The following is a 1,995-nucleotide window of genomic DNA, read 5'->3' on the forward strand; positions in this document are numbered from 1 at the left end:
GACGGCGTCGTCGAGCGGTTCGTCTATTGTGTCGCCATCGAGGTGGGCGCCGAGCCGCCGCCAGAATTCACCGAACATCCGGTCGAACGTCTCGACGTCCTCGGCGTGGCTGACGAGCGCGGCCCGGAGCGCGGCCCGGGCGCGGTCCTCGTCGTCGAAACCGACCTCGACCAGCGCCCGGGCCCCGACAACGCCGGCGTTCGCAGGAACGTTGACACCGGCTCGGCGGAGGGCGCGGACGTACGTCACGAGCGCCTCGACTACCTCGTCGCGGATCCCGGCCGCGTCGGGCACTCCGTCGCTGTCGGTCGGAAGCATCGTTACTCGCCGCCTCTCGCTTGCCTGGCGGTCTCCGCGAGCGTCTCCAGCATCGTTTCGTCGATCCGCTCCACGTCGTCCACCTCTTTCAGGAGACAGCCGATCGTGTGTTCGATCTCCGCCGTCGAGAGCGGCTCCGAACCGTCGTCGGCCCGGAGCTGCGCGATCGCCCGCGCCCAGTCCAGCGTCTCCGCGACGCCCGGCTGTTTCCGGAGCGGCTCCTGCCGGAGCCGCTGGGTGACGGCACACAGCTCGGTCGCGATCGCGCCGTCCAGTTCCGGCACCTTGCGCTCGACGATCGACCGCTCCTTCTCGAAGCTCGGCGGTTCGACGTGGAGGAAGAGACACCGTCGTTTGAGCGCGTCACTCAGCGCACGCGTCCGATTCGAGGTGATGACGACGACCGGGGGGGTCTCCGCCTGTACCGTCCCGAGCTCCGGGATCGACACCTGGAAGTCCGACAGCACCTCGAGCAGGAGCGCCTCGAACTCCTCGTCGGCGCGGTCCACCTCGTCGATGAGCAGGACCGGCGGCCGGTCGCCGTCGCTCGAGAGGGCCCGCAGGAGCGGTCGTTCGAGCAGGTACTCCTCGTCGAACACCGACGCGTCGGGATCGTCGACGCCGCGCTCGTCGGCCTGCACGGCGAGCAGCTGCTTCGTGTAGTTCCACTCGTACAGCGCGTTCTCGGCCGCCAGCCCCTCGTAACACTGGAGCCTGATGAGTTCCGTGTCGAAGCCCGCCGCGAGCACCTTCGCGAGCTCCGTCTTGCCCGCGCCGGGGTCGCCTTCGACCAGCAGCGGGCGACCGAGGCGGAGCGCTAACAGTACCGTCGTCACGATGTCGCCGTCGGCCACGTAGTCGGTCGCCTCGAACGCCGCCCGGAGCTCGTCCTCGCTCACGTCGTCGAAGCCGGCCGACTCTGTGGCGTCTCGGTCCGCCGTCGCGCTCGATTCCTCCGTCATGACAGATCCCTCGTGGGAAGGGTTGTTGCTACCGGGGGCCGGGGGGACGGCTCGCGTTGGGGCGTTCTGGTCGCGACCAAATATTCGTGGTCTGGGGACGCCTCCGGTGGCGTCTCGGCGCGAGTCGTGGCGCGGAGGTGCGTCGGCCAGGTCACGCTGGGACGGTCGCGCCGGCGCGTTCGGCGGCCCGTTCGAGCGCCCGCCTGGTGTAGACCCCGAGTAGGTGAGCGCGGTACTCCGACGACGCTTGGATGTCGTCCATCATCATCGAGACGTCGAGGTCGTCGGTCGCCCGTTCGGCCGCGGCCTCGATGGTGTCTTCGGTCAGGGACTCGCCCTCGATGGCATCTTCGACGGGATCGAGCCGGACACCGTGATCCATCACACCGTTAGCCCCGACACGGGCGTTCGTGACAACATCGTTGTCGACCTGGAGCCGGGCGGCGACCCCGATCAGTGCGTACCCCGAGGACGGGCTCGGCTTCTTCACGTACGCGCCGCCCGCCGACCCGTTCGTCCGCGGGACCTCGACACGTGTGAGGAGTTCGTCCTCCGCGAGGTCGGTCATGTACATCGCGACGAAGAAGTCGTCGGCGTCGATCCGGCGTTCGCCGTCTCGACCCTCGGCGACGAGCGTCAGGTCGCTCGCGATGGCCGCGCCCGGAAGGTCCGAGGCGGGGTCCGCGTGCGCCAGGTTACCGCCGATGGTGCCGCG

The 1,995-nt window shown here is 69.4% G+C and carries 2 protein-coding genes and 1 pseudogene; all 3 read right to left on the reverse strand.

Annotated elements, in window-relative coordinates:
* Window positions 1–318: pseudogene (locus GJ633_RS16175) on the reverse strand (VWA containing CoxE-like protein); the annotation flags it as partial.
* Between the two features lie 2 nt (window positions 319–320).
* Window positions 321–1,280: a MoxR family ATPase gene (locus GJ633_RS16180; protein WP_156589591.1), complete on the reverse strand. Its 960-nt coding sequence runs from the start codon at window positions 1,278–1,280 to the stop codon at window positions 321–323.
* 151 nt (window positions 1,281–1,431) lie between these two features.
* A partial coding sequence (locus GJ633_RS16185) for a xanthine dehydrogenase family protein subunit M (protein ID WP_197431383.1) occupies window positions 1,432–1,995 on the reverse strand: 564 nt, incomplete at its 5' end.

It is taken from the genome of Halorubrum sp. CBA1125 (assembly GCF_009742825.1).
In the GTDB taxonomy this organism is placed as follows: domain Archaea; phylum Halobacteriota; class Halobacteria; order Halobacteriales; family Haloferacaceae; genus Halorubrum.